This is a genomic window from Anaeromyxobacter sp. PSR-1 (assembly GCF_000964525.1).
GTDB lineage: Bacteria > Myxococcota > Myxococcia > Myxococcales > Anaeromyxobacteraceae > Anaeromyxobacter.
In genome coordinates this window covers 16,533-39,687 of record NZ_BAZG01000025.1, presented here as the reverse complement: position 1 = coordinate 39,687, position 23,155 = coordinate 16,533, and the positions used below count along the sequence as shown (strand labels likewise).

The following is a 23,155-nucleotide window of genomic DNA, read 5'->3' as shown; positions in this document are numbered from 1 at the left end:
GGCGGCGTCGCGGGCGCGGACGGACCAGCAGTGCTCCCGGCCCGGCACGAGCCCGGCCTCCATCGCCTGCGTCGCGGCGGCGCCTGCGCGCGCCACCACGTGCCCGTCGCGCAGGACCTCGTAGCCCACCACCGCCACGTCGTCGTGCGAGGGCGACCAGGAGACGACCGCGCTCTCCGTCCCCCTGCGCGCTCGCCGCGGGCGCACCGGGCGCGGTCGGCGCGACCAGGTCCGGCGTGCGCACGCACGCGGCCGGCGACGCCGGCGAGCGGTTCCCGGCGGCGTCCACCGCGCGCACCGCGTAGCAGTACACGCGGGCCGGGCCCACCCCGCGATCGTCGAGCGGCGGCGCCTCGGCGCGGAGCACGCGCTCGCCGGCCAGGACCTCGTACGCGGCCGCGCCCGTCGCGCCCGCGACGGGCTTCCAGCGCAGCACCACGTGACGGTCCGTGACGGCGCGCGCGTCGAGCTCGCCGGGCGTGTCCGGCGTCCGCGGCGCGGCGGCGGGCGCCACCGACGCCGGCGAGGGGCCGGGCCGCGGCGCAGCGCGCTCGCAGGCGAGCGCGGCGGCGAGCACGGACGCGAGGACGACGACACGCGAGCCGATCATTGCCTCCCCCCAGTGCGGCGCCCCGGATCCGGGAGCACCGCTGCGCGGCGAGGCCACCGCGCACCCGCCGGAACGTTAGCACGCCTCCTCCGGCCCGCCCTGACACGGGGGCGGGGGACGGGCTCGCGCCGACGGGTGCGACAGGAGGTGCCGTCCGCGGGCGGCACGGCGGCTGGTCGCGCCGGCTCGGGTACCATCTCCCGCCCATGCCGCGCCGCCCACGCCTCGCGCGCCTCCGCGCGGCCGCGCTCACCGTCCTCGCCGCGCTCGCGCCGGTGGGCGCCGCGGCCCTCGCGCCCGACGCGCCGCTCGGCGCCTGGACGCCCGGACCGCTGCGCGGGCTGTCGCTCGACATGCCGCTCGAGGACGCGCGCGGGGTGGCTTCACCTACCGTGGATGTCCGGTGGATCGCGGCGAACGCCTGGTCCGTGCCCACCGTGCTGGAGCGCGGCGGCGACCGGGTGGTGGTCAGGCTCGACGCCCAGACCGACGTGCTGCAGGCGGCGGTCGCGATCCCGTGGCGGCGCGCCTGGGCCGGCTCGCTCCCGGAGCGCCTCACCACCCGCGTCGAGGCGCGCCTGCTGCGGACCTGGGGCGGCTGGACCGACCGGCCCATCGAGGCGTGGCACGGCGTCGTCGGCAGCTGGAACTTCCAGCGCGAGGCCTGGCCGCGCGACGCCGTGGAGGTGCGGCTCGGGCGAGCGGACGGACGGGGCATCGCCGTCACGGGGCCGCGCACCGCGCTCGGCGACGTGGCCGTCCGGACGGCGCTCCGGATCGCGGGCGACGGCCCCGGCGGCCCGGGGCGGCTCGCCTTGGCGCTGCGCCTCGACGTGAAGCTCCCCACCGGCGCCGCGTCGCGGCTGGGCGGCTCGGGCTCGCCGGACGCGGGCCTCGGCCTCGCGGCGACCTGGGCACCGGTGCGCTGGCTCACCGGGCACGCGCTCGCCTCGCTCCGCGCGCTCGGCCCGCTGCCCCGCGGCGCGGCGCTGCGGCTGCGCCCGCTGCAGGCCGGGATCGAGGCGTCGCTCGTGGCGCGGCTCGGAGGTCGCGTCGCGCTGATCGTGGAGGACCGCTTCCTCGCGCCCGCGTTCGGCAGCCACGGGTGGACGCTCTCGCCCGAGGTGGAGCGCCCGCAGGCGAGCGCGTGGTACGCGCTGTTCCGCGCCCACAACCAGCTCTCGGCGGGCGTGCGCGCCGGCGAGGTGACGGTGTACTTCTCCGAGGACTTCACGCCCGGCACGCAGCACGCGCGCGACGCGCGCGAGGGCGGGCAGCGCTGGTTCTACGACTCGAACGCGCCGGACCTGGCGCTCGGGGTGGCCTGGACGCGCCGCCTATGAGCCGCCGCCCATGAGCCGGGCGCGCCGCCAGTCCTCCGGCGTGTCCACGTGGCAGCCCCCGTGCGCGAGCGGCACCGGCGCGACCCGGGCCGGATCGCGGGACAGCAGCCGCTCGGCGCCCTCGTCGCCCTCGAGCGCGCGCAGCTCGGGGAAGAGCGCGGTGGAGAACAGGGCGGGGACCATGAGCGCGCCGCCGTCGGCCGAGGCCGCCACCGGCCGCCCCGTGACGCGGAGCGCGCCCGCCAGCGCCGCCACGTGCGCGGCGTCCACGCCGGGCTGATCGCAGGCGAGGATCACCGCGCCCGCGAGCGACGGCGCGCACTCGCCGAGCCGCGCCAGCCCGCGCCGCAGCGACCCCGAGACGCCCGCCGCGTGGTCGCGGTTCAGGACCGTCGCCACCGGCAGCCCGGCGAGCGCGGCGCGGACCTCCTCCGCGCACGCGCCCACCACCACCACCACCGGCCACAGCCCGGCCTCGACCGCCGCGCGCGCGGCCCGGTGCACGAGCGGCTCGCCGCGCCAGAGGAGCAGCTGCTTCGGCTCGCCCATGCGGACCGAGGGCCCCGCGGCGAGGACCAGCCCGCCGAATCCCAGCGTCTCGGCGGTGTCGGTCACGGCTGATCCGGCGCCAGGGATCCAGGGGGCGCGGCGGGGGGCGGCCGGGGCTCGGGCGCGGGGCGTGGCGCTGGGGCGAGGACATGGGGCGGCGCGATCTCTTGTCGCCGGCGAGGGCGCGCGGCCGGTCGAATCGACGCCGGCCCCACCTGGGAACGCGTCCCCGCGGCGCGTGCGCCCGCCCGCGCGTGCGCCCGGTGGGGCGGGATGCTAGCGTCGGCGGCTCCACCGCCGGAGCGATCGCATGTCCCACCTGCCCGCCTGCCGCCTCGTCCTCGCGCTCGCCTGCGCGCTCGCCGCCGGGGCCGCCCGCGGGGGCACGCCGCGCGAGCCCGTCGCCACCTTCTCGATCGCCGCCCGCGACCCCGCCACCGGCGAGCTCGGCGTGGCGGTGGCCTCGCGCTTCTTCGCGGTGGGCACGGTGGTGCCGTGGGCCCGGGCCGGCGTCGGCGCCGTGGCGACGCAGGCGTTCTGCAACACGAGCTACGGCCCGCGCGGCCTCGACCTGCTCGCGAGGGGCGCCACGCCCGCCGAGGCGCTCGAGATCCTGCTGCGGGCGGATCCGGAGCGCGACCTGCGGCAGGTCGGCATCGTCTCGGCGGCCGGCGCCTCGGCGACGTACACCGGCAAGGGCACGAACGCGTGGGCGGGCGGGCGGAGCGGGCCCGACTACGCGATCCAGGGGAACATCCTGGCCGGCGAGGCGGTGGTGGCGGCCATGGAGCGCGCGTTCGTCGGCGGGAAGGGCTCGCTCGCCGACCGGCTGTACGCCGCGCTCGCCGCCGGCGACGCGGCCGGGGGCGACTCGCGGGGGCGGCAGTCGGCGGCGTTGCTGGTGGTGAAGGAGGGCGCCGGGTACGGCGGGTTCGACGACCGCGAGATCGACGTGCGGGTGGACGACCACCCCCGGCCGTTCGAGGAGCTGAAGCGGCTGCTCGACTACGCGCAGATGAACGCAGCGTGGAACGAGGGGTGGTCCGCGTTCCGGCGCAAGCAGTTCCCGGCCGCGCTCGCGGCGCAGGAGCGCGCCGCGGCCCGGGCGCCGGCGAACGGGGAGGTGCTGTACGACCTCGCGGTCATCCGGCTCGCGGCGGGGCAGCGGGCGGGGGCGCTGGAGGCGCTGCGCCGGGCGCTCGCCGCGAACCCGAAGCTCACCGCGCAGGCCCGCACCGACGCGGACCTCGCCGCCCTCCGCGGCGACGCCGCGTTCGAGAAGCTGGTCCGATAGCTTGGGCGCCGCCACACGCCGCGCGCTCGCCGGCGCGCTCGCCCTCGCCGCCGCGATGGGCATCGGACGGTTCGCGTACACCGCGCTGCTGCCCGGCGTGCAGCATGGGCTCGGGTTCGACGACGCCGTCGGCGGGGCCATCGCCTCGGCCAACCTGGTCGGCTACCTCGCCGGCGTGCTCTGGGCGCGGCGCCTGGCCGGGAGCGCGCGGCGCGGCGCGGCGCTGCGGCTCGGCCTCGCCGCGACCGCGGTGCTCACCGCCGCGGTGACCGCGGTCGGTTCGGAGGCGGGCTGGGCCGCGGTGCGCTTCGGCTCCGGTGTCGCGAGCGGGCTCGTGTTCGTGCTCGCGTCCGCCGCCGCGCTCGAGGTCGCGCCCGGCCACCTTCCCCGACCCGGAGTACTTTACGGCGGGGTGGGCGTCGGGATCGCGCTCGCGGCCGTGGTGGCCGCGCTCGCGCCACCCGCCGGGGGTTGGCGCGTCCCGTGGTGGGTGCTGGGGGGAGCGGCGGCTGCGCTGGCGGTGCCGGGGTGGAGGGACCTATCCGGCCCGCTCGCGCACGACTCTGGGTCGGGAGGGGCGGTTGCGGCTGGGAGGGGCCGCGCGCCGGTCGGCTTCGGACGGCTTGCGACCGCGTACTTCCTCGAGGGGTTGGGCTACATCGTGAGCGGGACGTTCGCGGTGGCAGCGGTCCGGCGGACGCCTGGGCTGGAGGCGCTCGCGCCGTGGACCTGGGCGCTGGCGGGCCTCGCGGCCGCCCCGTCCGCGCTGCTCTGGGCCTCGCTCGGGCGCCGGATCGGGGTCCGCTCCGCGCTGGTCACCGCGCACCTCGTCCAGGCGGCGGGCATGGCGCTGCCGTCGCTGTCCTCCGCGGCCTGGGCCGCCCTCGCCGGCGCGGCGCTGTTCGGAGGAACGTTCATCGGGATCACCACGCTGACGGTGGCGGCCGCGCGCGAGGTCCGACCACGCGCGCTCGGGCGCGCCGTGGGAACGCTCACCGCCATCTACGGCGTCGGCCAGATCGTCGGCCCGCTCGCCGCCGGAGCCGTCGCGCAGCACCTGGGCGACCCGAGGCCCGCCGTGCTCGCCGCCGCCGCCGCGGTCGCCCTCGGCGCGGTCGTCCTCGTCGTGCCCTCCCGCTCGCGCGTCGCCCCGGTGCCGGACCAGGGACGCTGAGCGCGCGAGGCGCGCTACCCGGGCGCGCAGCGCACGCCGTGCGCCACGCGCAGCCAGTACGTGCCGCTCGGGAAGACCACGTCGCGCAGCCCGGCGCGCAGGGCCTTCAGCGCCTCGCGGTAGTCATCGAGGAATGACCGGGTCCGCCCGAGCGCCTCGATGCGCTTCCACTTGTCGCGCGCGCCCACCCTCGGCTTCGGGCCGCGGCGCGGCGCCACCGTCGCGGGCCGCGCGTTCGGGCTCTGCGCGAGCACCCGGCGCACGCCGAGGAAGCTCCGCCCTTCGGCCTTCAAGCGCTCGGCGGCGAGGTGCTCGCGGTGCCCGATCGCCTCGACGAGGCGATCCCGGAACTGCTGCACGTCGTCGAAGCCGGGCGGCAGCGTGAGCTCGAGCTCGACCGACTCCGGCATGCTGCCGTTGCGGCGGAAGAAGTGCTCCGGCCGCCTCGCGGCGATCGGCCCGGCGCCGATCCGCTCGGGCGACGACCAGAGCCCCGGCCACTCCGCTGCCCTCTGTACCAGCCCAGCGGCGACCGGATTCGCGAGCGAGTACGCAAGCCTGTCGACCACGTCGTCCGGCGTCGCGAGCGCCACCGCGCTGTAGCTCCCGGACGCCCAGAATGCCTCCCAGCGGCCCAGGGCGGCGTTCAGCGAGCGGGCCACGAGCGAGTCCAGGTACTGCTCGAACGCGGGCAGGTGCGCGCCGGGGTCCGTGACGACCAGGTGGAAATGGTTGGAGAGCACGCAGAAGCCGTGCAGCAGGAGCCCGTATCGGCGGAGCGCGACGCCGAGGACGTACAGGAACGTCTCGTTGACGAGCTCCGAGGGACGCAATAGCAGCTCGCGCTGAGCGCAGCGGCGCGTGACGTGGTAGGTGACACCGGACAGAATCTGGCGCGGAGCGGTCATGCCAAGGCCCAAGGCACGCGCCGTGCCGCCGGATACGGCGCCCGATCCACGGCCTTGCGCCCGGTGGCCGTCCGAGCCGCGGACGCACCGGCCGAAACGCATTACTCTGGGTCGGGGAAGGAAGAAGAAGGAAGAAGAGAAGAGCGGGGAAGTGGCGGGGTCGGGGACGCGAGGCGAGGAGGCACGGATGCCGTACGTCAACATCAAGATCACCCGCGAGGGCGCGACCGCGGAGCAGAAGGCCACGCTCATCCGCAAGGTCACCGAGCTGCTGCGCGACGAGCTCGGGAAGAACCCGTCCACCACGGTCGTCGTCATCGACGAGGTGGACACGGACAACTGGGGCATCGGCGGGGAGTCGGTCACGGTCCGCCGCAAGCGCGGGAGCTGACGTAAGGGGGTGGCGCGCCCGCCGGCGGCGCCCCGAGGAATCCAGCCATGCAACCCTGGGAGACGGTCGAACGCGCCCGCGCGCCGGACGGGACCGAGCTCGTGCTCGCGCGCCGCGGGGACGAGTGGGTGGTCCGCGCCGCGGGCCACGTGCTCATGTCCTCGCGCGCCCACGGCTCCGAGGAGGCGCTCGCCGCGCTCGCCCTCGAGCGCTGCGCCCGGCCGCGCGCGGTGCTGCTCGGCGGCCTGGGCCTCGGCTTCACGCTGCGTGCGCTGCTCGACCGCCTGCCGGGCGACGCGAAGGTGGTCGTCGCCGAGCTGGTCCCGGAGCTCGCCGCGTGGAACCGCGGCCCGGTGGCGGATCTCGCCGGCCGGCCGCTCGACGACCCGCGCGTGCGCGTCCAGCACGGCGACGTGCTCGCCCGCATCTCCGAGGCGCGCGGCGCGTACGACGCCATCCTCCTCGACGTGGACAACGGCCCGTCCGCGCTCGCGCACGCCGGGAACCACCGGCTCTACGGGGACGCGGGGGTGCACGCCTGCCGCGCGGCGCTGCGCCAGGGCGGCGTGCTCGCGGTCTGGTCGGCGGGGCCGGACGAGCGGTACCTGTCGCGGCTCGAGCGCGCCGGCCTCGAGGCGCGATCGGTGACGGTCCCGGCGCGCGGGCCCGCGACGCAGGGCGGCGGGGGAGGCGTGCGGCACGTCGTGTTCGTCGCGACCGCCCCGGTCCAGGTTGGCGCGCGCAGGCCGGCCGCCCCGCCTCGCAAAGGCGACGCCGGACGCGGCCCGCGACCTCACGCCCGCGGCGCGCGCGGCCGCTGACGCTCCGATCCCGGCGCGCGGCCCGCGGGCGTGGGGTACGCCGCCTTGACGGTGGCGGCGAGCCGCCGCAGCGCCTCGGCGATGGGCGAGCTTCGGCGCCACACCAGCGCGATCGTCCGGAAGGGCGCCGGGTCGGCGAACGGGCGCAGCCGCAGGTCCGCCCGGCGGGTCTCGGTGGGCACCGCCAGCTCGGGCAGCAGCGTCACGCCGGCCCCGCCGGCCACCATCTGCGCGAGCGTCGACAGGCTGGTCGCCCGGTACTCCAGCTCGCGGGTGCGCGCGCGGGAGCAGAACGCCAGCGCCTGCTCGCGCAGGCAGTGCCCGTCCTCGAGCAGCAGCACGCTCGCGTCGCGCAGCTCGGCGGCGGAGGCCGGGCCGCGCGCCGCGCCGAGCGGGTGGCCGGGCGGCGTCGCGAGCACGAACGCGTCGCGCGCCACCGGCGCCACCTCCACGTCGCCGAGCTCCGCCTCGACCGCGAGCAGGGCCGCGTCGAGCGTGCCGGCGTGGAGGCTGCGGACCAGCTCGGCGGTGCGGTCCTCGAGCCAGGTGAGGCGGAGCGCCGGGTACGCGGCGCGGAGGGCGGGCGCGACCGCGGGCAGCAGGTAGGGCGAGATGGTGGGGATGACCCCGACCCGCAGCGCCCCGGCGAGCGGATCGCCGGCCTGCCGCGCCGCCTCCAGCAGGTCGTCCGCCTCGAGCAGGAGCCGGCGCATCTGCTCGAGCAGCGGCCGCCCGGCGCCGGTGACGAGCACGCGGCGGCGGTCGCGCTCGAAGAGGCGCACGCCGAGCGCCGACTCGAGCTGCGCGAGCTGCGTGGAGAGCGAGGGCTGGGCCACGCGGCAGCGCTCGGCCGCGCGGCGGAACGAGAGCGTGTCCGCGACGGCGATCGCGTACTGCAGCTGGCGCAGCGAGAACGGGTGCGGGGGCAGGCGAGTGATAGCCATGGACTAACAACCTAATCGAAACGATGTAATGGCTCAATCAGCACGCGGAGGCCATGTTGTCTCCCGTCGCGGCGATGGACGCCGCGCCCGAACCGATTCGACGAGGAGAGACACCGATGCTGACCGTGGGCGACCGCTTCCCCGAGTTCTCGCTGCAGGCCGTGACCAGCCTGGAGAGCGGCAACGAGTTCGAGACCGTCACGCAGGCGAGCCACCCGGGCAAGTGGAAGGTGGTCTTCCTCTGGCCGATGGACTTCACCTTCATCTGCCCCACCGAGATCGCGGAGTTCGGCCGCCGCAACGGCGAGTTCCAGGACCGCGACACGCAGGTGCTCGGGGCGAGCATCGACACGCACTACGTCCACCTGGCCTGGAGGAAGAGCCACCCCGACCTGAAGAACCTGCCGTTCCCCATGCTCGCCGACACCCGGCGCGAGCTCTCCGCCGCGCTCGGCGTGCTGCACAAGGACGGCGTGGCGCTCCGCGCGACGTTCATCGTCGACCCCGAGGGCGTCATCCGGCACGTGTCGGTGAACGACCTCTCGGTGGGGCGCAACGTGGACGAGGTGCTGCGCACGCTCGACGCGCTGCAGACCGACGAGCTCTGCCCCTGCAACTGGAAGAAGGGCGAGTCCACGCTCCAGGTGGCCTGAGCCATGGCGGCCCTCGACGCGATCCGGGAGGCGCTCCCCGAGCCGGCCCGGGACATCAAGCTGAACCTGCAGGCGGTGCTGCAGCCCGGGCCGCTCACCCCGGCGCAGCGCTGGGGCGTGGCGGTGGCGACCGCCGCGGCGGCGCGAAACGAGCGGCTGCTCGCGGCGGTGCTGGCCGACGCGCGGTCGGAGGTCGAGCCCGCCGTGGTGGAGGACGCGCTCGCGGCCGCGGCCGTGATGGCGATGAACAACGTGTACTACCGGTTCCGGCACATGGTCGGGAAGCCGTCGTACTCGGAGAAGCCGGCGCGCCTGCGCATGAACCGGCTCGTGAAGCCGGCCGCGAGCAAGGTGGACTTCGAGCTGTTCGCGCTCGCGGTGAGCGCGGTGAACGGGTGCGAGACCTGCGTGCGCTCGCACGAGCAGGTGGTGGTCGCCGCCGGCGTGTCCGAGGACCAGGTCCACGACGCCGTCCGGATCGCCGCGGTGGTGCACGCGGCGGCGGTGGCGCTCGAGCTCGCCGGGCACGCCGCGGCCCCGACCGCGGCGGCCGCGGCCGGGGCAGCCTAGGCGGCCCGGAAGTACCCCGCCGCCTCCGTCGCGAGCAGGGTGGTGCGGGCGATGGACTCGGCCTCCTGCCGGCACGCGTCCGCCCGGATCGGATCGCCGGCGCGCTCCCAGTGCGCCGCGATCCGGCCCGGCGCGCCGCCGGTCGCCGCGAGCACCTCGGCGGCGCGGCGGTGCAGGAAGCTCCGCAGCGGCGCCGGGGTGGCCGTCACCACCGCCTCGGCGAGCAGGTCGTGGCCGAAGGCGGTGCCGCGGACGAGCTGCGCCGCCTCGAGCTCGCTCCACCCCACCGCCACGTCCATCGCGCGCGCCTCCACCACGGCCGCGGCGCGCTCCAGGGTGAAGTCGGTGCCGAGCACGCCGAGCGCCCGCGCGAGCTGCAGCGCCGGCGCGGAGAGGCGCTCGAAGCGCGCGCGCAGCAGCGCCTCCAGCCGCGGCGGCGTCCGGTCCGGGACCCCGCGCTCGACGGCGCCGGTCTCCACCAGGTGCTTCACCGTCTCGAGCGCGAAGAGCGGGCTCCCGCCCGCGTAGCGGGCCACGTCCGCCGCCACCCGCTCGATCCCCGGCACGTCCAGGCTCCGCACCAGCTCCTCGACCGCGTCGTCCGCCAGCGGCTCGAGCTCGAGGTAGAGCGCGCGTCCCGCCTCGGCGAGCGCCCGGATGTGCGCGAGGACCTCCGGCGCCATCTCCGCGGTCCGGAAGCAGTGCACGGTCCGGAGCGGCGTCTCCGCGTCCCGCAGCAGCTGCTCCAGGACGTACGTCCCGGCCGCGGCGCTGGCCGGATCGACGAACTGCGTGTCGTCGAAGCCGAGCGCGTCGAACCCGGCCCGGAACGCGACGCGCATCGCCTCGAGCTTCGCGTTCCAGAAGCGGACGCGGTCCGCCTCGGTCGCGAGCGGGCCTGGGGACGGGCCGAGCTCGGGGAGCATCCGCGCCAGCTCCGTCCGGACCCACGGCGGCAGCGCCGCGCCGGCCGTGGCGAGCGCCCCGAGCGTCTCGCGGAACGTTCGCGCGTGCGTGCCGTACGGCACCGCGCGGTCTCCGGGCCGGCCCTCGAAGAAGAGCGGCCGGGCGTGCGTGGACAGGAAGTCCTGCATGAGCCGGCTCTTCCCCACGCCGGGCGCGCCGCCGAGGGCGATGCCCTTGCCGGCGGCCCACGCCTCCTCCATGAGCGCCCACTCGCGCTCGCGGCCGGCGAGCGCCGGTGGGCGGGCCACGGAGAGGGGAAGCGGGGTGCCGCCGGCGGATCGGGCCGGGACGCGCCGCCCGCGCGCCACCTCCTCGGCGAGGCGGGACGTCTGGGGCGAGGGCTCGACCCCGAGCGCGCCTCGGAGGGCTGCGCGGCAGCGCTCGTAGGCGGCGAGCGCGGCGGCCCGATCGCCGGCCAGGTAGCGCAGCCGGATCTCGCGGCGGTACGCCTCCTCCGAGAGCGGCTCGAGCACCAGCGCGCGCTGGACCTGCGCGAGCGCCGCCCCGAGCTGGTCCGCCGCCTCGAGCCGGGCCGCGGCCGCGAGCGCCGCGTCGAGCCGTGCGGCGTCGAGCGTCCGGCGCGCGCCGGTCAGCCACTCCGACAGCTCCGGCGCCTCGTCGAGGTCGACGCCGTCGAGCAGCCGTCCGTCCGGCCAGGCCTCTTCCGGGAGCGATCCGCCGCGTGCGTCCACGGTCACCGCCGGCGAGAGCTCGAGCGGGTCGCCTGGGCCGACCAGATCCCCACCCGCGGCCTCGCGAAGCCGACGGAGCAGCTGGCGGAGGTTGGCGCGCGCCGTCTTCTCCGGCGACTCCGGCCACAAAAGCCCCGCCGCGCGCGAGCGCGGTTGCGGGCCCTCGATCGCGAGGAGCGCGAGCAGCGCCGCGGTCCGGCGATCCAGCCGGACCACTGCGGTCGCGCCCGCGAGCCGGGGCGCGCCGAGCAGTTGGACGGTCCAGTTCGGTGGGGCGGGCATCATCTCTTCCTGGGGCGGCAAGGCGTGGGTTTCTCGCCTACCACTCGTCAAACCCGAACGGGCCATTGGGGCTGTGCCCGACCAGGGGGCGTCCACCGCCGCTTCGGCGCTGCTTCCTCCTGACCCAGAGTCGTTTGGCGTTCACCCAGAGTCGTTCCGACCGCTCTCCCGTCCCGCTCGAGGCGTCCCGCTCCACACCCAGAGTCATCGAGCGGGTGCCGGCACCTCACCCAGAGTCATTCGCCGCCGAAGGCACCGCGCTCCCGCCCCATCCGGTCCCCCACACCACCCCCGCCCCTCCCGGCGCCCGTCACGCCCCGGTCACGCCCCCGGTCTTATGACCCGCACTGGCCGGGGCCCCGTGGCCCGCGCCGTTCCCTGGGGGGGAAACCGCATGATCCGCAGTCCCGAGGCACACCCGCGCCGCGCCCTGCCGGCGCAAGGCGCCACGTCCGCGCGGCGATCGCTCCTGCGGCTGATCTCCGCGGACGCGCCGGACGCGACCGCGTCCGCGGGCCGTGCCCCGGCCGGCCCCGCGCCGGCGGCGGTGGCTCGCGCCATCGCCGGAGCCGAGCGCCGGCCGCTGGCGTGGGTGGACCGGGACGGCGTGCTGCGGCTCGCGAACGCCGCGTTCGCGGCGCTGCTCGGGGCGGAGCCGGCCGGGCTGGAGGGCCGCAGCGCCTGCGACCTGCTCTGCGCGGACGCGCCCGGCCGCGCCCAGGCGCTGCTGCGGGCGGCCTTCCGCGGCGCGCTGCACCGGACCGAGCTCACCGCCGTCCGCGGCGGCCGCACGTACGGGCTCAAGGTCGAGCTCGCGGCGGTGGGCCGCGGCGCCTCGGCGGCGCTGTGCATCGACGTGCACGAGGTGGTGGAGCGCGCGGCGGCGCCGGTGGTGTGCGGCACGGCGGGGGACCTCGACTACCGGATCTCGGCGGGCGCCTCGGATTTCGGCCGGCTGCTGGCGCTCTCCGGCGCGGGCGCCGAGGCGGCGCTGCGGGTGGGGCGCCGCTGCCACGAGGTGCTGCACGGGCGGCCGTCGCCGTGCCCGGGCTGCTCGGCGCTGCGGGGCGGCGGCGAGGCGTGGCCGCGGGTGGAGGTGCGGCGGGCGCCGCGCACCGGCGGCTTCGAGGTCGCGACCGCCACCGCGCTGCCCGGCGACGAGGTGCTGGTCTCGGTCCGGCGCGTGGACGACGCCGCGCTCGCTGCGGTGCGGGAGGCGCGCACGGCGGAGCTGGTGCGCCGCTTCGAGCTCTCGCCGCGCGAGGAGGAGGTGCTGCGGCTGCTCCTCATCGGCCGGCAGGCGGCGGACATCGGCACCGCGCTCGGGATCACGCCGCGCACCGCGAAGTTCCACCAGGCGAACGTGCTCCGGAAGCTCGGCGCGTCCTCGCGCCGGGACCTGCTGGGGCTGGCCTCGTGACCCGCGCCCGGAGCGAGCCGGACTGGGGCGCGGTCGCGCTCGCCATGCTGGAGCGCGGTCGCGAGCCGGCGGCGTGGGTGGACGCGGCCGGGACGGTGCGCCTCGCGACCGCCAGCCTGGAGCGGCTGCTCGGCGCGGCGCCGCGCGCGCTGGAGGGGCGGCCGGTCGCGGCGGTGCTCGCCGGCGCGCCCGCGTCCGCGGAGGGCCGGGTGGAGCGCGAGGTGACCACGGCGGCGGGGCGGCGGCTGCGCGTCGCGCTCGAGCCGGGCATCGAGCCGGCGTGCGAGCCGGGCGCCCTCCTCCGCGTCCTCGAGGTGCTCGGCGATCTCCCCGGGCTCGGGGCGGGGGAGCTCGACTACGCCATCGAGACCGGGCCCGGCGCGTTCGGCCGCCTGGCCTGGGTGAGGCCGCTGGGCGGGCCCGCGCTCGAGCCGGTGCCCGCGGCCCGCTGCCACGAGGCCCTGCACGGCCGCAGCGAGCCCTGTGCCGACTGCCCGGTCCGCGGCGGCGGCGCCTGGCCGCGCGTCCACGCGCGCACGCTCGCGCCCGCCCCGGGGTACGAGGTCGTCACCGCCGCGGCGGAGGGCGCGGAGCGCGTGCGCCTCACGGTGCGGCGGCTGGCCGAGGCCGCCGTGCACGGGCTGGTGGAGGCCCGCGCCCGCGCGCTGGCGCGCGGGGCCGGGCTGTCGGAGCGCGAGGAGGCGGTGCTCAACCGGCTGCTGCAGGGCGAGGGGCTCGCCGACATCGGGCGGGCGCTCGGGATCACGTTACGCACGGTGAAGTTCCACCAGGCGAACCTGCTCCGCAAGCTCGGCGCCGAGTCGCGCGCCGATCTGGCCCGCGTGCTGATGTGAGCTCCCGCGCGGGGCCGGGCGCGCCGCCGCGCGACCCCAGACCGCGTTGATCGACCCTGCGTCCGCTCGTACGGTGCGCCCCCGTAGTTGGGGGCCCAACCATCGGAGCGGGACATGCGAGACGAGAGCATCGGGCGCAGGGGCTGGATCAAGCTGGTGGGCGGCGCCGCGGGCGCGGGCGCGGCGCTGGTGGTGGCGAGGCAGGCGGGCGCGGCCCCGCCGGCCGCGGGCAAGGGGATGCAGGCCATCCCGTGGCCGTACGCGCCGCTCGACCCGGACGCCACCGCGGAGCGCGCGTTCAAGGGCTACCTCGAGGGCCACTGCATGTACGGCGCCTTCGACGCGCTCGCCGGCCAGGTGGCCGACAAGCTGGGCGCGCCGTACGCGTCGTTCCCGACGAAGCTGTTCACCTACGGCGCGGGCGGCGTCGCCGGCTGGGCCACGCTCTGCGGCGCGCTGAACGGCGCGGCGGCGGCGTTCCAGCTCCTCTCGCCGAAGCCGGAGCCGCTGGTGGACGCGCTCTTCCGCCAGTACGAGCAGGCGTCGCTGCCGGACTGGGTGCCGGCGTCGGCCAAGTTCCCCAACGTGAAGTCGGTGGCGGGCTCGGTGCTCTGCCACGCGTCGGTGTCGGCCTGGTGCAAGGCGTCCGGCAAGAAGGCCTACTCGCCCGAGCGCAAGGAGCGCTGCGGCGTGCTCACCGCCTCGGTGGCGCGCCACGCGGCCATCATCCTCAACGCGCAGCACGCCGGGAAGGCGTTCCCGGTGCTGGAGGACAAGGCCACCGCCGAGTGCGCCTCGTGTCACGAGAAGGGCGGCGTCCTCGAGAACACCCGTGCCAAGATGGCGTGCGGAGGGTGCCACTTCAACCTGGGCACCAAGCACCCGGCCATCTGATCCGACGCCCGAGAAACGACATCATGACGCTGACCCCATTCCTGCTCGCACTCTCGCTCGCACAGACCACCCCCGCCGCCGATCCAGCCGCGGCCGCCGCGCAGCCGGCGCCCGCGCCGGTGAAGGCCGCGCCCACGCTCGCGGGCGCGCTCGCCAACGCCCCGAAGCCGACGTTCTGGGGCTTCGTCAACGCCCAGTACTCCCGCACCGAGGGGCTGAACGGCGCCGACGACACCTCCTCCTTCGAGATCCGCCGCGCGCGCATCGGCGCCCGCGGCAAGGTCCACGATCTCGTCGGCTACAGCCTGCTGTTCGACGGCGCCGACTCCAAGCTGAAGGACGCGTACGCCTCCGTGTTCGCCCTGCCCGGCGTGGAGGTGCGCATGGGGCAGTGGAAGACGCCGTTCGGCTACGAGCAGTACGAGTCGGACACCAAGCTGCTGTGGGTGAACAGCTCGTACGTGGTCGCCTCGCTCGCCCGCGGCGTGGACTCGCGCGACCTCGGCGCGGGCCTCCTCGTCCAGACGCCGAAGTTCGGTCCGGTGTCGGCCGAGGTGCTGGGCTCGTTCGTGAACGGCGCGGGGCCGAACAAGAAGGACGACCTCGAGACGAAGAACTTCTGGGGCCGCGCCGGCCTGACCCTGAAGCTCCCGTCCATCACGCTGAAGGCGGGCGGCTCCTACGGCACCGGCCAGCAGGTGCAGGCCACCGGCGCGAACGGCGCCTTCGACGGCGTGGGCACGCCGGTCGACGACACGTACTTCTACTTCCACACCTACGGGGCCGACGCGACGCTCGACACGCCCTGGTTCTTCGCGGCCGCCGAGCTCATCCAGTCGGAGCGCGACCAGTCGCGCTACGCCACCGCCGCGGCGGTGACCACGGCGACGCGCACGAGCCGCACCGCGCGCGGCTGGTACGCGGGCGCGTACGGCAAGACCCCGTGGAACCTCGGGCCCATCTTCCGCGCCGAGCGCTTCGACGCGGACCGCTCCGCGCCCGGCGGGCGCCTCGAGCGCTACACCCTGGGCGCCTACGTGGACGTCGTCCCGGTGAACGCCCGGCTCATCCTCAACCACGAGCTCGACCAGGGGCAGACCGGCGCGGCGGGCCGCAACGGCGACCGCACCACGCTGTTCGCGCAGGTGATCTTCTAGGCGATCGGGCGGCCGTTCACGATGCGTGGACGGCCGCTCACGCCGGCTCGCCGGCGGACGCCGCGCGCACCGGCGCGGTGGCCGCCGGCGAGCGCGCCAGGAACGCCTCCACCGCCCGCATCGCCTCGTCGGGCCGCCGCTGGAGCACGAGGTGCGGCGCGTCGAGCATGCGGATCTCGGCGTCGGGGCGCACCAGCCGGATCTCGATGGCGAGGCCGGTGCGGAGCAGCCGGTCCTGCCGCCCGCCCAGGAACAGCACCGGCGCCGGGCAGTCGCGGAGCCATCCGGTCGCGTCCACGTGCAGCGCCTCGTGGGCGCGGCGCGCCATCACCCGCGGCTGGACCGACGCGACCGCGGCCTGCACGTCGGCCACCAGCGCGTCCGGCGCGTCGTGCCCGGCGAGCAGCACCCGCACCGCGTGCGCCGGCAGCGGCAGCCGGAAGAACGCGGGCGAGAGCGGCCGGAGCGCCGACACCAGCCGCGCCGCCGGCCGACGGTGGAAGCTCGCCGCCAGCACCACCCCGACCAGCCCCGGCGGCCGCCCGGCCGCGACGCGCAGCGCGAGCGGCCCGCCGAAGGACTCGCCCAGGAGCGCGAACCGCCGCCCGCGCGGCAGCTCGGCCCGGACCAGCTCGGCGAGCTCGGCGTAGGACAGCGCCCGGTCCGGCGGATACGACAGCGTGCGCAGCTCGAGCCTGCCGTTCGCGGCGCCCACGAACCGTTCGAGGAGCCGCCCGGTGCCGTCCAGGCCGGGCAGCAGCAGCGTGAGCAGCGGTCCGTCGGAGGCGGTCATGGTGTGACACGGTGACACGGCGGCCTGACGCGGCGCGTCTGCCGGTCGTCATAGACCGGAGGGAGGGCGTCGCGGGCGGCCACGGCGGGCTCCGCCGTCCGCCGCAGCCCGTGCGGCGTCGCGGCCGTTGGCGGGCGCCCCGGATCCTGCGAGGTTGGACCGGGCGGCGGCGCGCCGGTGGCGGCGCCGGCCGCCGGAACGGGGGAGGCCGATGATCGGGTGGATCAGCGCGCTCGCGCTCGCGGCCGCCGCCGCGCTGGTCGGCGTCCGGCGCGCCCGGTTCGCGCGCGAGGTCGCGGCGGAGGCGCGGTCGCTCTGGGCGCTCCGGGAGGACGCGCCGCCCTCCCGCCTCGACCCCGGGACCCTGCCCGAGCCGGTGCGGCGCTACCTCGGGCTGGCCGGGGCGCTCGGGGCGGCGCCGCTCACCGCGGCCCGGCTCCGCCACGGCGGCGCCTTCCGGCCGGCGCTCGAGGGCGCGTGGCGGCCGATCCGCGGCGTGCAGTACCTCGCCGCCGAGCCGCCGGGCTTCGTGTGGTGGGGACGCGTGCGGCTCGCGCCCGGGGTCGAGGTCGCGGCGCGGGATCGCTCGGCCGGCGGCGAGGGCGGCATGCGGATCGCGCTCGCCTCCGCGCTGGTGGTGGCCGACGTCTCCGGCCCGGAGCTCGACGCGGCCGCGCTGCAACGCCTGCTCGGCGAGCTGGTGTGGCTCCCGACGGCGCTGCTCGACGCGCGGCACGTGGCGTGGCTGCCGCGCGACGCCTCGAGCGCGCGGGCGCGGCTGCGCGTGGGCGGGCGGGAGGTGGAGGTGACCTTCCACTTCGGGGGCGACGGCCTGCCGGAGCGGATCACCGCGCTGCGCTACCGTGACGTGAAGGGCCGGGGCGTGCTCACGCCGTGGACCGGGCGCTGCGCCGACTGGCGCGAGGTGGGCGGCGTGCGCGTCCCGTTCCGGATGGAGGCGAGCTGGGAGGTCGACGGCCGCGACCGGCCGTACGCGCGCTTCGAGCTGGAGCGCCTCGAGCACGGGGTCCCGCGGCCGTTCTAGGCCGCGGTCCCTCGCCGGGGCGGGAACGACGCCACGCTCGACGCGCCGAAGGAACGGGCGCGGGGCGCGATTCCCCGACGGTTTTCTGCTCGTCAGATGACGTTCGGGTTCCGCCCTTGGGGCGCGGCGATGCTGGCGCGAAGTAGGGAACACTGACAGCTCGCCTCACCCACACGCACGCTCACTCGGGGGAAATCGATGCGCACCACACGCACCACCACGCTGGCCTTGCTCGCGGCGCTGGCGCTCGCGCCGTCCGCCGCGTCCGCCGCGGCCGACGAGCCGCAGCTCCCGGACGTCGCTCCGACGACCGACAACCCGTCGCACCCGCTCGGCGACGCGCAGGCGGCGCGCAAGGCGATCGCGATCCAGGCGAAGCTGAACGGAAAGGCGAAGGGCAAGACGCACCAGGTCGCGCGCGGCCAGTACGTCGAGCTCGAGCGGCAGGGCGAGGACCGGATCTGGACGGTCGTGGGCGAGTTCGGCGAGCAGGTGAACCCGAGCTACGGCGGCACCGCCGGCCCGCTGCGCAACCAGATCCCGGAGCCGGACCGCGCGGTGGACAACTCCACCATCTGGGCGCGGGACTTCAGCCGCGCGTACTACGAGGCGCTGCTGTTCTCCGACGCGCCCGGCGACGTCTCCATGCGGAACTTCTACAAGGAGCTCTCGGCGAACCGCTACACGGTGGACGGCGAGGTCACCGACTGGGTGAAGGTGCCGTTCAACGAGGCCAGCTACGGCGCGAACTACTGCGGCGGCATCGTGTGCGCCCGCACCTGGCTGTTCGTGCGCGACGCGGTGAACGCCTGGTACGCCGGGCAGATCGCGGCGGGCCGGACGCCGGCCGAGATCGACGCGTACCTGGCGCAGTACGACGTGTGGGACCGGTACGACCACGACGGCGACGGCAACTTCAACGAGCCGGACGGCTACATCGACCACTTCCAGGCGATCCACGCGGGCGAGGGCGAGGAGACCGGCGGCGGCGCGCAGGGCACCGACGCGATCTGGAGCCACCGCTGGTACGCCTTCTACAACAACATCGGCGTCACCGGCCCGTCGTTCAACCGCGCCGGCGGCATCCGCATCGGCAACAGCAGCTACTGGATCGGCGACTACACCATCGAGCCGGAGAACGGCGGCGTGGGCGTGTTCGCGCACGAGTTCGGCCACGACCTCGGCCTGCCCGACCTCTACGACACCTCCGGCAACACCGGCGGCGCCGAGAACTCCACCGGCTTCTGGACGCTCTACTCGGTCGGCTCCTACGGTGCCTCGGGGCGGCCGGAGGACGGCCTGGGCACGAAGCCCATCCACATGAGCGCGTACGAGAAGATCTTCCTCGGCTGGTCGAACTACCAGGTGGTGCGCGCCGGCCAGTACGCCTCGCTGAAGCTCGGCCCGGCGGAGGCGAGCACCAAGCAGGCGCAGACGCTGGTGGTGCTGCTGCCGGACAAGGTGGTGGAGAGCAACGTCGGCGCGCCGTACGCCGGCACGTACTTCTACTACTCGGGCGCCGGGAACGGCCTCGACCACTCGATGACGCGCCAGGTGACGCTGCCGGCGGGCACGGCGGCGCTCTCCGCCAAGGTGCGGTTCGACATCGAGCTGGACTGGGACTACGCGTACCTGACGGTGAACGGCGCGCCGGTCGCCACCAACCTCTCGACCTCGACGAACCCGAACGGCCAGAACTTCGGCGACGGCATCACCGGCTCGTCCGGCGGCGCCTGGGTGGACCTCACCGCCGACCTGTCGGCGTGGGCGGGCCAGACGGTGACGCTCGGGTTCCGCTACTGGACCGACGTGGCGGAGGTCCGGCCCGGCCTCTTCGTGGACGAGATCGCCGTCAGCGGCCAGGCGGTGGACGGCGGCGAGACGGACGCGGGCTGGACCTACCACGGCTTCGTGCGCACCGACGGCACGCTCGCGACCCCGTACTTCAACGCCTACTTCGCCGAGTACCGGCAGTACCGCGGGTACGACCGGTCGCTCGCCACCGGCCCGTACACGTTCGGCTACCTGAACGACCCGGCGCTGCAGAACTGGGTGGACCACTTCCCGTATCAGGACGGCCTGCTCGTCTGGTACTACGACACCTCCTTCCCGAACAACAACGTCGGCGACGCGTGCGCGAGCGGCCGCTGCGGCGGTCTGTTCCTGCCGGTGGACGCGCACCCCGGGCTCGTCCTGCGCCCCGACAACGGGAAGGCGTGGCGCCCGCGCTTCCAGGCGTACGACTCGACGTTCGGGCTCGAGCCGACCGACGTGGTGTGCCTGCACGCGAACAGCCAGGAGGGCTGCTTCGGCGGGCTCGCCGGCAACCCGCTCTTCGACGACACGCAGAGCTACTGGGTGCCGCCCGATCCGTCGCTCAACCACTACGGCTGGTCGAGCGTGATCGTGCCGAACACCGGGACCACCATCCGCGTGGTCGGGACCTCGGCGCAGGGGGACTTCATGCAGGTCGTCGTCGCGCCGAAGCGCTAGCGCTAGCGCTAGCGCTAGCGCTCGCGCGAGGGAGGGGGCGCGGGGAGGGCCGGCACGGCGCCGGTCCCTCCGCCGCGTCCCCGCCGCGCGCTGCGGCTCAGGGGACGTACACCGCGGGCCCGGGCCGGCCGGGCAGCCCGTCCACCTCGCTGCGCGAGACGAAGGTGAGGCCGTCGTCGGTCGAGACGTGGAGCAGGTCGCCGCCGAGGTAGAGCGCCGGGCCGCCCGCGGAGACCGCCTCCAGCCACGCCGGGCCGCCGGACGCCGGCGCGAACGTGGCGCCCCCGTCCGTCGAGCTGAACAGCCCCACGTTCGAGGCCACGTGGATCGCGCCGGAGGGCGCGATCGCGACGCCGCGCAGGGACAGCGTGGAGCCGCTCGGCGCGGCCAGCCCGGCCGCCGCGCCGAGCTCGGCGAAGGTGGCGCCGCCGTCGGTGGACACGAACACCGTGTCGCGCGCGGCCACCGCGACGGTGCCGCCGCGGGCGTCCACGCCGACCGTGTCGGAGAGGTAGCTCGTCGAGCCGGCGGGCGGGAGCCGCTGCGTGAAGTGCGCGCCGCCGTCGGTGGAGACCTTCAGCCAGGACATCTGCCCGAGGTACACGGTGCTCGCGTCCGGCGCGGCCACGCAGGCGGCCATGGACGGATCGGTGAGCGTCGCGGGCGGCGCGAAGTGGGCCCCGCCGTCGGAGGAGATCGAGAGGCCGAAGGTGGTGACCGCGTAGACGCGCGCGCCGACCGCCGCGAGGTCCTCGACGCCCGCGTCCCCGAGGCCGTCCGCCTTGGTGCGGAGCACGAACGTGCGGAACCCGTCGGTGGAGACGGCCACGCCCGAGTCGAGCGCGGCGTAGAGCGAGCCGCCCGCGGCGGCGACGTCGCGCACGCCGCCGGCGGGCAGCTCGGCGGAGCGGAAGCTCGCGCCCGTGTCGGTGGAAAGGTAGAAGCCGGGCGCGTAGCCGACGTACACGCGCGCGCCCTCGGCGTACACCGTGGAGGCGATGGCCGTGGTCCGGTCGGGCGCCACGAACCAGCGCGGCGCGAACGTCGCCCCGCCGTCCGTCGAGGCGCAGAAGGCGTCGGTGGAGCCGGACCAGTAGCGCTGCCCGCTCACCACCCAGACGGCCTGGCCGGAGACGGCCACGTCCAGGATCGAGGTCTCGCCCGCCGGGCACGGGCGCGCGACGGAGGTGGCCGAGGCGGGCGCGCCGGTCGCGTCGCGGCCCAGGATGGCGAGGCCGGCGGCGGTGGCGGCGTACACGCGGTCGGCGGTCACCGCGATGGCGCGGACGTCGGCGGAGGGGAGGGCAGGGACGGTGCCGGTGTCGAGCCCGGCGAACGTCGCGCCGCCGTCGGTGGAGCGGAGCAGGCCGGTCGAGGTCGCGGCGAACACGTCGCCGATGCCGGGATCGAGCGCCACGTCGGCGACGGCCCGGTCCGCGATGGTCCACGCGAAGGTGCGCGCCCGGTCGTGCGAGACCGCGAGGCCGAGCGAGGTCGCGACGTACACGTCCTTGCCGGCGCCGGCGATCGCCGTCACCCAGGCGTCGTTGCCGTCCACGGTGCGCTGCAGGAGGGGGACGAACGTGGCGCCGCCGTCCACGGATCGGTAGAGCCCCTCCTCCGTGCCGGCCAGCACCAGGCTGCCCTCGGCCCACACCGCGCGGCCGGGGAGGTTCCAGCCGCCCGCGGGGCTCACCAGGCGCGTGAGCGACCACGCGGCCCCGTCGTCGGAGCCGGCGACGCCGCGCTCGGTGGCGCGCCAGAGGCGGCCGGTGACGGGATCCCGGTGGAACGCGTACGTCCACCCGGCGCCGCCCAGGGCCACGAACCGGGCCGGCACCGGCCCGGCGCCGCGCGCGATGCCCCCGGCGGTCGCGACGTAGGTGAAGCCCGAGGTGGACACCGAGTACCGCTGCTGGCGCACCGCCTCGCGGTTCCCCGCCCGGTCCACCGAGTAGTAGCGGAGCACGGTCTCGCCCTCGCCGACCGCGATGGGCCCGGCGGCGGCGCCCTCCACCACCGTGCCGTTGCCCGGCGCGGGCACGCTGCCGTCCGTGGTGTACACCACGCGCGCGCAGCCGGAGCCGCCCGCGTCGGTGCAGGTGAGCGTGACCTGCTGCGCCGCGGCGTACACGCCGTCGGTGACGCTCGCCGTCGTGACCGGCTCGACGCAGTCCGGATCGGTGGTGAACGTCCAGGACACCGCGGCGGGCAGGCCGTTGCCGGCGAGGTCGGTGACGCCGGCGTCGAGCGTCGCGGTGTAGGCGGTGTTGCACTCGAGGCGGCGGTCGGGCGGGAAGCGCGCGGTGCGCGTGGCGGCGTCGTAGGCGGCGCCGGTCGCCTGGGCCGGCGAGAGCGTCAGCCGGGCGGCGGTCACCGTCGCGGGATCCATGTCCTCGTCGAACACGGCCGCCGGCACCGCGTCCAGGGCGACGCCGGTGGCGCCGTCCGGCGGGAACACCGAGGCGACGCCGGGCGGATCGACGTCGATGACGTAGGTGCCGGTGCCGGTGGTGCTCCGGTTCCCCTCGCCGTCCAGCGCGAAGAAGCTCAGGGTCGCGCTCGCCTCGAGGCGCACCGGTCCGACGTACGTCTGCGCGGCGCCACCGTTCACCGCGTACACCGTCTGCGCACAGCCCGAGCCGCCGGGCTCGTCGGCGCAGGTGAGCGTCACGTCCACGGGGTGGTTGAAGTGGCCGCCGGCGGGGTCGGCGGCGACCGTCGGGGGCACCGTGTCCGGCGCGCCGCGGGTGTCGAAGCCGAGCACCCAGCCGCTGAACGGCTCGCCGCGCGCGCCGCGCGCGGTGGGCAGGATCAGGACCGCGTACGAGGTCGAGAGCGCGAGCGGCGCCGCCGGCGTGAGCACCAGGGTCGCGGTGGCCGCGTCGTAGGCCGGCGTGAACGCCACCGGGGTCGCCCCGCGCCGGAACGACAGCGCGGAGGGCAGGGTGGACGTGTCCACGCAGGTGTTGAAGCGGATCCGCACCGTCGCGTTCACCGAGACGCCGTCGGCCCCCTGCGCCGGCGAGGACTCGACCACCTGCAGCGACGTCGCGGCGGGGAGCGCGCAGGACGGGGCGCCGGGGCTGCCGCCGCCGCCGCCGCCGCCGCCGCCGCCGGAGCAGCCGGCGAGCGCGAGGGCGGAGGCGAGGGCGACGGCGAGGGACGGCGAGGCAGCAGTGCGGTGCATGCGGGTCCTCCGAGGAGGCGCGCAGTGTACACGGGGGGTGCGCGCGGTCGAGCGGCAGGCCCGGGACAGGGGTAGGCCGCTGTCGGGCACTTGGCCCGACCCGAGCGCCGGG

19 protein-coding genes and 1 pseudogene are annotated in these 23,155 nt (G+C 76.6%); 13 read left to right on the top strand and 7 right to left on the bottom strand.

The genetic code is table 11. The features are described 5' to 3' along the window. A pseudogene (locus tag PSR1_RS24455) lies at positions 1–207 on the bottom strand (hypothetical protein); the annotation flags it as partial. Positions 208–816: 609 nt separating this feature from the next. Between PSR1_RS24455 and PSR1_RS06650 the strand changes: the two are divergent. Next, complete coding sequence (locus PSR1_RS06650; RefSeq protein ID WP_059436836.1) at positions 817–1,953, top strand: hypothetical protein; 1,137 nt, start codon at positions 817–819, stop codon at positions 1,951–1,953. Here PSR1_RS06650 and PSR1_RS06645 read toward each other — a convergent pair. Continuing rightward, the gene (locus PSR1_RS06645; RefSeq protein WP_082100163.1) at positions 1,948–2,568 is read right to left on the bottom strand and encodes an NTP transferase domain-containing protein; all 621 of its coding nucleotides are present in this window, start codon (positions 2,566–2,568) and stop codon (positions 1,948–1,950) included. The two genes, PSR1_RS06650 and PSR1_RS06645, sit on opposite strands and share 6 nt — an antisense overlap. A gap of 244 nt (positions 2,569–2,812) precedes the next feature. Between PSR1_RS06645 and PSR1_RS06640 the strand changes: the two genes are divergently transcribed. After that, a complete protein-coding gene (locus tag PSR1_RS06640) occupies positions 2,813–3,796 on the top strand; it encodes a DUF1028 domain-containing protein (RefSeq protein ID WP_059436835.1) in 984 nt (327 codons plus the stop codon). Between the two features lies 1 nt (position 3,797). Then, positions 3,798–4,970, top strand: a complete 1,173-nt coding sequence (locus PSR1_RS06635) for a YbfB/YjiJ family MFS transporter (protein WP_059436834.1) — start codon at positions 3,798–3,800, stop codon at positions 4,968–4,970. A 14-nt stretch (positions 4,971–4,984) separates the two neighbouring features. Here PSR1_RS06635 and PSR1_RS06630 read toward each other — a convergent pair whose 3' ends face one another. Then, positions 4,985–5,878, bottom strand: a complete 894-nt coding sequence (locus PSR1_RS06630) for a transposase (RefSeq protein ID WP_059436833.1) — start codon at positions 5,876–5,878, stop codon at positions 4,985–4,987. 187 nt (positions 5,879–6,065) lie between these two features. Here PSR1_RS06630 and PSR1_RS06625 point away from each other — a divergent pair, with 187 nt between their 5' ends. Continuing rightward, positions 6,066–6,269: a 2-hydroxymuconate tautomerase family protein gene (locus tag PSR1_RS06625; RefSeq protein ID WP_011419369.1), complete on the top strand. Its 204-nt coding sequence runs from the start codon at positions 6,066–6,068 to the stop codon at positions 6,267–6,269. A 47-nt stretch (positions 6,270–6,316) separates the two neighbouring features. Next, positions 6,317–7,090: a hypothetical protein gene (locus PSR1_RS06620; RefSeq protein WP_059436832.1), complete on the top strand. Its 774-nt coding sequence runs from the start codon at positions 6,317–6,319 to the stop codon at positions 7,088–7,090. On the opposite strand, the gene PSR1_RS06615 is transcribed toward PSR1_RS06620, so the two are convergent. Continuing rightward, entirely contained in the window at positions 7,063–8,034 is a 972-nt protein-coding gene (locus tag PSR1_RS06615; protein WP_059436831.1) for a LysR substrate-binding domain-containing protein, read from the bottom strand. The genes PSR1_RS06620 and PSR1_RS06615 overlap by 28 nt on opposite strands. A 116-nt stretch (positions 8,035–8,150) precedes the next feature. Here PSR1_RS06615 and PSR1_RS06610 point away from each other — a divergent pair, with 116 nt between their 5' ends. Beyond that, entirely contained in the window at positions 8,151–8,687 is a 537-nt protein-coding gene (locus PSR1_RS06610; RefSeq protein ID WP_059436830.1) for a peroxiredoxin, read from the top strand. 3 nt (positions 8,688–8,690) lie between these two features. After that, positions 8,691–9,257 (top strand): carboxymuconolactone decarboxylase family protein, encoded by a 567-nt coding sequence (locus PSR1_RS06605; RefSeq protein ID WP_059436829.1) that lies wholly within the window; start codon positions 8,691–8,693, stop codon positions 9,255–9,257. Here the strand turns inward: PSR1_RS06605 and PSR1_RS06600 are convergent. Further along, on the bottom strand, positions 9,254–11,197 hold the full coding sequence (locus tag PSR1_RS06600; RefSeq protein WP_059436838.1) for a BTAD domain-containing putative transcriptional regulator: 1,944 nt from the start codon (positions 11,195–11,197) through the stop codon (positions 9,254–9,256). The two genes, PSR1_RS06605 and PSR1_RS06600, sit on opposite strands and share 4 nt — an antisense overlap. 394 nt (positions 11,198–11,591) lie before the next feature. On the opposite strand from PSR1_RS06600, the gene PSR1_RS06595 reads away from it, so the two are divergent. From PSR1_RS06595 to PSR1_RS06580, 4 genes are all read left to right on the top strand, one after another. Beyond that, complete coding sequence (locus PSR1_RS06595; RefSeq protein WP_059436828.1) at positions 11,592–12,617, top strand: helix-turn-helix transcriptional regulator; 1,026 nt, start codon at positions 11,592–11,594, stop codon at positions 12,615–12,617. Next, positions 12,614–13,471, top strand: coding sequence for a response regulator transcription factor (locus tag PSR1_RS06590; RefSeq protein WP_059436827.1), 858 nt, complete (start codon positions 12,614–12,616; stop codon positions 13,469–13,471). The genes PSR1_RS06595 and PSR1_RS06590 overlap by 4 nt, the downstream gene beginning before the upstream one ends. 114 nt (positions 13,472–13,585) lie before the next feature. Beyond that, on the top strand, positions 13,586–14,365 hold the full coding sequence (locus tag PSR1_RS06585) for a C-GCAxxG-C-C family protein (protein ID WP_059436826.1): 780 nt from the start codon (positions 13,586–13,588) through the stop codon (positions 14,363–14,365). Between the two features lie 23 nt (positions 14,366–14,388). Further along, positions 14,389–15,522 (top strand): porin, encoded by a 1,134-nt coding sequence (locus PSR1_RS06580; protein WP_059436825.1) that lies wholly within the window; start codon positions 14,389–14,391, stop codon positions 15,520–15,522. 37 nt (positions 15,523–15,559) lie between these two features. Here the strand turns inward: PSR1_RS06580 and PSR1_RS06575 are convergent, their stop codons facing one another. Beyond that, positions 15,560–16,315, bottom strand: coding sequence for an alpha/beta fold hydrolase (locus PSR1_RS06575; protein WP_059436824.1), 756 nt, complete (start codon positions 16,313–16,315; stop codon positions 15,560–15,562). A 211-nt stretch (positions 16,316–16,526) separates the two neighbouring features. On the opposite strand from PSR1_RS06575, the gene PSR1_RS06570 reads away from it, so the two are divergent. Next, positions 16,527–17,360: a DUF6544 family protein gene (locus tag PSR1_RS06570; protein ID WP_059436823.1), complete on the top strand. Its 834-nt coding sequence runs from the start codon at positions 16,527–16,529 to the stop codon at positions 17,358–17,360. Between the two features lie 198 nt (positions 17,361–17,558). Beyond that, positions 17,559–19,853, top strand: coding sequence for a M6 family metalloprotease domain-containing protein (locus PSR1_RS06565; protein WP_059436822.1), 2,295 nt, complete (start codon positions 17,559–17,561; stop codon positions 19,851–19,853). Between the two features lie 97 nt (positions 19,854–19,950). Here the strand turns inward: PSR1_RS06565 and PSR1_RS06560 are convergent, their stop codons facing one another. Next, positions 19,951–23,043: an Ig-like domain-containing protein gene (locus tag PSR1_RS06560; protein WP_059436821.1), complete on the bottom strand. Its 3,093-nt coding sequence runs from the start codon at positions 23,041–23,043 to the stop codon at positions 19,951–19,953. Positions 23,044–23,155: the final 112 nt, after the last annotated feature.

Coding starts and splice junctions, on each gene's coding strand:
- PSR1_RS06650 (WP_059436836.1), top strand. CDS start 817: ATGCCGCGCCGCCCACGCCTCGCGCGCCTCCGCGCGGCCGCGCTCACC.
- PSR1_RS06640 (WP_059436835.1), top strand. CDS start 2,813: ATGTCCCACCTGCCCGCCTGCCGCCTCGTCCTCGCGCTCGCCTGCGCG.
- PSR1_RS06630 (WP_059436833.1), bottom strand. CDS start 5,878: ATGACCGCTCCGCGCCAGATTCTGTCCGGTGTCACCTACCACGTCACG.
- PSR1_RS06625 (WP_011419369.1), top strand. CDS start 6,066: ATGCCGTACGTCAACATCAAGATCACCCGCGAGGGCGCGACCGCGGAG.
- PSR1_RS06620 (WP_059436832.1), top strand. CDS start 6,317: ATGCAACCCTGGGAGACGGTCGAACGCGCCCGCGCGCCGGACGGGACC.
- PSR1_RS06615 (WP_059436831.1), bottom strand. CDS start 8,034: ATGGCTATCACTCGCCTGCCCCCGCACCCGTTCTCGCTGCGCCAGCTG.
- PSR1_RS06610 (WP_059436830.1), top strand. CDS start 8,151: ATGCTGACCGTGGGCGACCGCTTCCCCGAGTTCTCGCTGCAGGCCGTG.
- PSR1_RS06605 (WP_059436829.1), top strand. CDS start 8,691: ATGGCGGCCCTCGACGCGATCCGGGAGGCGCTCCCCGAGCCGGCCCGG.
- PSR1_RS06600 (WP_059436838.1), bottom strand. CDS start 11,197: ATGCCCGCCCCACCGAACTGGACCGTCCAACTGCTCGGCGCGCCCCGG.
- PSR1_RS06595 (WP_059436828.1), top strand. CDS start 11,592: ATGATCCGCAGTCCCGAGGCACACCCGCGCCGCGCCCTGCCGGCGCAA.
- PSR1_RS06585 (WP_059436826.1), top strand. CDS start 13,586: ATGCGAGACGAGAGCATCGGGCGCAGGGGCTGGATCAAGCTGGTGGGC.
- PSR1_RS06580 (WP_059436825.1), top strand. CDS start 14,389: ATGACGCTGACCCCATTCCTGCTCGCACTCTCGCTCGCACAGACCACC.
- PSR1_RS06575 (WP_059436824.1), bottom strand. CDS start 16,315: ATGACCGCCTCCGACGGACCGCTGCTCACGCTGCTGCTGCCCGGCCTG.
- PSR1_RS06570 (WP_059436823.1), top strand. CDS start 16,527: ATGATCGGGTGGATCAGCGCGCTCGCGCTCGCGGCCGCCGCCGCGCTG.
- PSR1_RS06565 (WP_059436822.1), top strand. CDS start 17,559: ATGCGCACCACACGCACCACCACGCTGGCCTTGCTCGCGGCGCTGGCG.
- PSR1_RS06560 (WP_059436821.1), bottom strand. CDS start 23,043: ATGCACCGCACTGCTGCCTCGCCGTCCCTCGCCGTCGCCCTCGCCTCC.